The sequence below is a fragment of the Streptomyces sp. SBT349 genome, from assembly GCF_001083795.1.
In the GTDB taxonomy this organism is placed as follows: Bacteria; Actinomycetota; Actinomycetes; order Streptomycetales; family Streptomycetaceae; genus Streptomyces.
Genome location: NZ_LAVK01000389.1, coordinates 1 through 6,564 on the forward strand (window position 1 = coordinate 1; position 6,564 = coordinate 6,564).

Consider the following 6,564-nt stretch of genomic DNA (forward strand, 5'->3'; position numbering starts at 1 on the left):
TCCCCCGCCATCCCGGTGGCCGAGCCGGACGCGGTGCCGCTCAGCGGCGACCGCTTCCACACCGACCCCGCGGAGCTGTACCGGGAGATGCGCCGGAAGCACGGGCCCGTCGTCCCCGTCGTCCTGCCGGGCGACATCCCGGCCTGGCTGGTGGTCGGCTACCGGGAGCTGCACCATGTGACCGGCGACACCAGCCTGTTCACCCGGGACATGGGCCTGTGGAACCAGTGGCCGCGGATCCCCGCCGACTGGCCGCTGCTGCCCATGGTCAACCGGCGGCAGCCGTCCATCTACTACACGGTCGGCGAGGAGCACCAGCGCCATGTGGGCATGGTCGTCCCGGCCCTGGAGGGGGTGGACGCCTTCGAGCTGCGCCGGCACGCCGAGCAGCTCGCCGACGCGCTCGTCGACTCCTTCTGCGGCCAGGGCGAGGCCGAGCTGATCGGCGGCTACGCCAAGCTGCTGCCGATCCTCGTGCTGGGCCGCGTCATCGGCTTCCAGGACGCCGAGGGCCCCGAGCTCGCCCGGAACATCAACGCGCTCGCCGACGGCGGCGAGGACGCCATCGCGAGCCACCAGTACCTCACCGCGGCCATGCGCCGCCTGGTCGCCGCCAAGCGCGAGACGCCCGGCGCCGACGTCTGCTCGCGCATGCTCGCGCACCCGGGCCCGTTCACCGAGGAGGAGTACGTCCTCGACATCCAGGCCCTCACCGCCGCGGGCCACCTCCCCACCTCGGACTGGATCGGCAACTCGCTGCGCCTGATGCTCACCGACGACCGGTTCGCCGCCTCGCTCTCCGGCGGGCGGCACAGCGTCGGCGAGGCGATGAACGAGGTCCTGTGGGAGGACACCCCGACCCAGATCCTCGCCGGGCGCTGGGCCGCCCGCGACACCCACCTCGGCGGCCAGCACCTCCAGGCCGGCGACATGCTGCTGCTCGGACTCCAGGGCGCCCACGGCGACCCGCAGGTCCACCACGGCGGCCACGCCGCGCACACCGGCGGCAACAACGCGCACTTCTCGTTCAGCCACGGCGAGTTCCGCTGTCCCTTCCCGGCCCAGGAGATCGCCGAGGTGATCGCCAGGACGGGCATCGAGGTGCTGCTCGACCGGCTCCCCGACATCGATCTCGCCGTGCCCGCGCAGTCGCTCGTCCGGCGCCCGTCCCCGTTCCTGCGCGGGATGACGGCCCTGCCGGTCCGCTTCTCCCCCACCCCCGCCGTTGGAGGCACGCGATGAGCTGTCCCGTGGTCACCCTCGACCCCCTCGTACGCGACCGGGCCGCCGAGATCCGCCGGCTCACCGGCATCACCCCGCTGGCCAGGATCACGCTGCCGGGCGACGTCACCGTGTGGACCGTGACCAAGCACGCCGAGGCCAGGAAGCTGCTCACCGACGCCAGGCTCGTGAAGGACATCGACGCGTGGGGGCTGTGGCAGGACGGCACGGTCACCCGGCAGTGGCCGCTGATCGGCATGGTCGACGCCGGGCGGTCGATGTTCACGGTGGACGGCGCCGAGCACCGCAGGCTGCGCGCCAAGACCGCGCAGGCCATCACCGCGCGGCGGGTGGAGTCGCTGCGCCCGGTCATCGAGTCGATCACCGCGGCCCTGCTCGACGACCTGGCCACGGCGGGCGCCGGGGGCGGCCCCGTGGACCTCAAGGCCGTCTTCGCGCTGCCGCTGCCGATGCGGGTGGTGAGCACCCTGATGGGCGTCGACCACGCCGAGCACCCCCGGCTGCACCAGCTCTACACGGCGTTCTTCTCCATGCTCACGCCCCAGGACGAACGGCTGGCGGTCATCGACGAGCTGGACGAGATCTTCGTGAAGACGGTCGCCGAGAAGAAGGCGGCCCCCGGCGACGACCTCACCAGCGCCCTGATCCTCGCGGACGAGGGCGGCGAGCCGCTGACCGACGAGGAGGTCCTCGGCAACCTCAAGGCGATGGTGGCCGCCGGGCACGAGACCACCATCAGCCTGATCACGCACGCGGTGCGGGCGCTGCTCGGCCACCCCGACCAGCTCGCCGCGGTGCTCTCGGGCGAGGTCTCCTGGGAGAACGTGATCGAGGAGACGCTGCGCTGGGCCACCCCCGCCTCGCACCTGCTGCTCCGGTTCGCCACCGAGGACATCCGGGTCGGCGACACGGTGATCGCCAAGGGCGAGGGGCTCGCCATCTCCTACGGCGCCATCGGCTGGGACACCGACCAGCACGGCCCGTCCGCCGACCGGTTCGACATCAGGCGCCCCGCCCCCATCCGGCACATCAGCTTCGGCCACGGGCCGCACATCTGCCCCGGCGCCTCGCTCTCCCGCCTGGAGGCCAGGATCGCGCTGCCCGCGCTCTTCTCCCGCTTCCCCGGCCTCACCCTCGCCGTGGACGACTCGGAGCTGCGCAATATGCCCATCGTCACCCAGAACGACCTGGTCGGACTGCCCGTCCTGCTCGGGTGACGGCCCCGGTGGCGGCCCCGGCCGTCCGCGTCACGAACCGGATGTGCGGTTTCCACGCCCGAGGGGCTACGCTCCGGCTCGTGGCCGATATCCAGATTCCCGCTGACATCAAACCCGCCGACGGCCGGTTCGGATCGGGCCCGTCCAAGGTCCGCACCGAGGCGCTCGACGCCCTGGCCGCGACCGGAAGCTCCCTGCTCGGCACCTCCCATCGCCAGGCCCCGGTGCGGAACCTGGTCGGCAGGGTCCGCGAGGGCGTCCGCGCGCTGCTGTCCCTGCCCGAGGACCACGAGGTCGTCCTCGGCAACGGCGGCTCCACCGCCTTCTGGGACGTCGCGACGCACGGGCTGATCGAGGCGAAGTCGCAGCACCTCTCGTTCGGCGAGTTCTCCTCGAAGTTCGCCAAGGCGGCCAGCAAGGCACCCTGGCTCGACGAGCCGACGATCATCTCCGCGAACCCCGGCAGCCACCCGGTGCCGCGCGCCGAGCGCGGGGCCGACGCGTACGCCCTGACGCACAACGAGACCTCCACCGGCGTGGCCGCGCCCGTCCAGCGGGTCTCCGGCGCCGACGAGGGCGCGCTGGTCCTGGTGGACGCCACCTCGGGCGCGGGCGGTCTGCCGGTGGACATCACCGAGACCGACGTCTACTACTTCGCGCCGCAGAAGTCGTTCGCCTCGGACGGCGGCCTGTGGGTGGCCTCGTTCTCCCCGGCGGCGCTGGAGCGGGCGGAGCGGCTCGCCGCCTCGGGCCGGCACATCCCCGAGTTCTTCTCGCTGCCCACCGCCATCGACAACTCCCGCAAGAACCAGACGTACAACACGCCCGCCGTGACGACGCTGTTCCTGCTGGCCGAGCAGCTGGAGTGGATCAACGGGCAGGGCGGCCTCGGCTGGGCCGTGGACCGCACCGCGGACTCCGCCGCCCGCCTCTACGGCTGGGCGGAGAAGTCCGAGTACGCCACCCCGTTCGTGACCGACCCCACCCAGCGGTCGCAGGTGGTCGGCACCATCGACTTCACCGAGGGCGAGGGCGGCGTGGACGCGGCGGCCGTCGCCAAGGCGCTGCGGGCCAACGGCGTGGTGGACACCGAGCCCTACCGCAAGCTGGGCCGCAACCAGCTGCGGGTCGCGATGTACCCCGCCGTGGACCCGGCCGACGTCGAGGCCCTGACGCGCTGCGTGGACTACGTGATCGAGCGCCTCTGAGCGCCCTGTCCGCACCCCGCTCCACGGCCCCACGGCCCCGCGCTCGTACGCGGGGCCGTGACGCGTTCCCGGGGGCGTCCTACCTGCCGAGGTTCTGGAAGCGGCGGACCGCGAGCGGCAGGAAGACGGCGGTGAGGACCACCGGCCAGACCACGGCGAGGAGCAGCGAGTTCTCCTCGACCCAGCTGCCCCCGGTGGGCATCGGGTTCCCGAAGAGCTCGCGGATCCCGTTGGCCGTGGCGGAGACCGGGTTCCACATGGCGACCGCGCCCAGCCAGTCGGGCATCAGCGAGGGCGGCGTGAAGACGGAGGAGATCATCCCGAACGGGAAGGCGACGGCGAACAGGTTCCCCGCGGACTCCTGGTTGGGGACCAGCAGGCCGAGGAAGATCCCGATCCAGATCAGCGCGAACCGCAGCAGGAGCAGCAGCAGGAACGCGTAGAGCGTCTCCAGCAGCGAGCCGTCGGAGCGCCAGCCGATGACCAGGGCGATGGCCGCCATCACCGCCAGGTCCACCGACGCCTGGATGACGTCGGAGACGCCGCGGCCCGAGACCACGGCCGAGGGCGCCATCGGCATCGAGCGGAAGCGGTCGATGACCCCCCGCTCCTTCTCGATCACCACGTTCATCGCGGTGTTCATGAAGCCGAAGGCCATCGTCATGGCGAACATGCCCGGCATGGCGAAGTCCTTGTAGTCCATGCCCTCGCCCACGTCCATGGCGCTGCCGAAGACATAGACGAACAGCAGGACCGAGACGATCGGGAAGCCGAGGCCCCACGCGATCATCGAGGGCTGCTTGACCAGGTGGGTCAGGTCGCGCCTGACCACGGTGAGGCAGTCGGCGAACGCCCAGTACACCCGGCGTTCGGGCCCCTCCGGATCGGCGACGGCCGGCGTCGTGTGCATCACTCCTCGGTCCCCTTCCCCGTCAGCCGCAGGAACACCTCGTCCAGCGTGGGCCTGCGCAGCCCGATGTCCTCCACGCCCGCGCCCGCCTCCTGGAGCGCGCGCGCCACGTCGGTCAGCGCCGCCACGCCGTCGGAGACGGGGGCGTGCACGCTGAGCCGTTCCTCGTCGGTCTCGGGGCCGACCCCGCGCGTCACCCGGGCCACCGCCTTGACCGCGGTGGGCAGGTCGGCCGGGTCGGAGACCACCACCTCGATGCGGTCCCCGCCGACGGCCCGCTTGAGCCCGGCCGGGGTGTCCTCGGTGACCTTCCGCCCCTGGTCGATCAGGACGACGCGGTCGGAGAGCTTGTCCGCCTCGTCCAGGTAGTGGGTGGTCAGCAGCACGGTGGTGCCCAGCGCGGTGAGCCCGCGGACCGCCTCCCACACCTCGACGCGGCCCCGGGGGTCGAGCCCGGTGGTGGGCTCGTCCAGGAACAGCACCTCGGGCGCGAGGATCATGCTGGCCGCCAGGTCGAGCCGGCGCTTCATGCCGCCGCTGTACGTCTTGACCTGCTTGTCGGCCGCGGCCCGCAGGCTGAACGCGTCCAGCAGCTCCTCGGCCCGCCGCGCGGCCGTCGCGTGGTCCAGGTGGAAGAGCCGCCCGAACATCCGCAGGTTCTGCCGGGCGGAGAGTATCTCGTCGACGGCCGCCGCCTGCCCGGTCATCCCTATCCGGCGGCGCACCTTGCGCGGCTCGCGGCGGACGTCGAATCCGGCCACCTCGGCCCGTCCGCCGTCGGCGCGCAGCAGCGTGGCCAGGATGCGGACCGACGTGGTCTTCCCCGCGCCGTTCGGCCCGAGCAACCCGCAGACGGTGCCGCGCCGCACGGCCAGGTCGAACCCGTCGAGGGCCTTCTTCCCGTCGTCTCCGCGGCCATATCGCTTGGTCAACCCCTCGGCGACGACCGAGAATTCGGATCGCGATGCCATGTGCCCCCTCCCTCTCTCGTTTCTGGGTACGCTGTACTGAGTACACCGTACCCGAGACCGCGTACAGCGTACCCAGATATTGCGGAGCCGGAGGCGGGCGGGGGTGAGCGCCTAGGATGGCGGGATCATGACGTCGGCACACAGCGGCGGGGACATCAGCCGCAGTCTTGAACTGATGTGGCAGGGCCGGGAGATCTCGGCACGGGGTCCCAGGCCCGCGCTCACGCTCGACGGCATCGTCACCGCGGCCGTGGGGCTCGCCGACCGCGAGGGCCTCGCCGCGCTCTCCATGCGCCGGGTCGCCGCCGAGCTGGGCGTCGGCACCATGTCCCTCTACCGGTACGTCCCCGGCAAGGGCGAACTGCTCGACCTCATGCTCGACCACGTCTCCGCGACGGACGACGAGGAGGCGGAGAAGATCCGCGAGGCGGACTGGCGCTCCGCCATGGAGATCATCGGGCGCGCCACCTACCGCCACTACCACGACCACCCGTGGCTGCTCCAGGTCAACCAGGCCAGGCCGCTGCTCGGCCCCAACGCCCTCCACGGCTTCGACATCGCGCTCGCGGCGCTGGGGGGCCTCGGGCTCACGGGCCCGGAGAAGATCAACGTCATCATGACCATCGACTCCTACATCACCGGCATCGCGCGGCACTACGTGCTGCTCCGGCAGGCCAGCGAGGAGTCGGGCGTCACCGACGAGGAGTTCTGGGCCGCCCAGGAGCCGATCATGGTGACGGCCATGGCCACCGGCGCGTACCCGCACGTCTTCTCCCTCGACGAGGAGGCGTTCGGCACCGACGCCGAGGAGACCGTCCGCTTCGGCCTGGACCTGGTTCTCGACGGCATCGAGGCGTTCATCGGCACCAAAGGGGAGCGCGGCGCGTCCTAGCGGCATGTTCCCCGTGACGCGCAGGGCGCGACGGCTCGCGCCGCTCCTCGCCCTGTCGGTGCTCCTGGCCGCCTGCGGCACCGACGGCACCGACGGCGGTGGGGGCGGCGGTGAACGCGGGGGC

At 72.2% G+C, this 6,564-nt stretch carries 6 protein-coding genes; 4 read left to right on the forward strand and 2 right to left on the reverse strand.

The features are described from left to right. The first annotated feature begins 9 nt into the window (after window positions 1-9). The 3 genes from ADY01_RS30845 (at window position 10) to serC (ending at window position 3,667) form a co-directional block, all read left to right on the forward strand. Window positions 10-1,242: a cytochrome P450 gene (locus ADY01_RS30845; RefSeq protein ID WP_324613424.1), complete on the forward strand. Its 1,233-nt coding sequence runs from the start codon at window positions 10-12 to the stop codon at window positions 1,240-1,242. Beyond that, window positions 1,239-2,459, forward strand: coding sequence for a cytochrome P450 family protein (locus ADY01_RS30850; protein ID WP_049580014.1), 1,221 nt, complete (start codon window positions 1,239-1,241; stop codon window positions 2,457-2,459). Before ADY01_RS30845 ends, ADY01_RS30850 begins: the two co-directional genes overlap by 4 nt. Before the next feature lie 80 nt (window positions 2,460-2,539). Further along, window positions 2,540-3,667, forward strand: coding sequence for a phosphoserine transaminase (serC, locus tag ADY01_RS30855; protein WP_049580018.1), 1,128 nt, complete (start codon window positions 2,540-2,542; stop codon window positions 3,665-3,667). Window positions 3,668-3,746: 79 nt separating this feature from the next. On the opposite strand, the gene ADY01_RS30860 is transcribed toward serC, so the two are convergent. Further along, window positions 3,747-4,577 (reverse strand): ABC transporter permease, encoded by an 831-nt coding sequence (locus ADY01_RS30860; RefSeq protein WP_049580015.1) that lies wholly within the window; start codon window positions 4,575-4,577, stop codon window positions 3,747-3,749. Then, window positions 4,577-5,548 carry an ATP-binding cassette domain-containing protein gene (locus tag ADY01_RS30865; protein ID WP_049580016.1) on the reverse strand — a complete coding sequence of 324 codons (972 nt, stop codon included), beginning with the start codon at window positions 5,546-5,548 and terminating at the stop codon, window positions 4,577-4,579. The genes ADY01_RS30860 and ADY01_RS30865 overlap by 1 nt, the downstream gene beginning before the upstream one ends. Before the next feature lie 127 nt (window positions 5,549-5,675). On the opposite strand from ADY01_RS30865, the gene ADY01_RS30870 reads away from it, so the two are divergent. Continuing rightward, window positions 5,676-6,440: a TetR/AcrR family transcriptional regulator gene (locus tag ADY01_RS30870; protein ID WP_049580017.1), complete on the forward strand. Its 765-nt coding sequence runs from the start codon at window positions 5,676-5,678 to the stop codon at window positions 6,438-6,440. Window positions 6,441-6,564 lie beyond the last annotated feature (124 nt).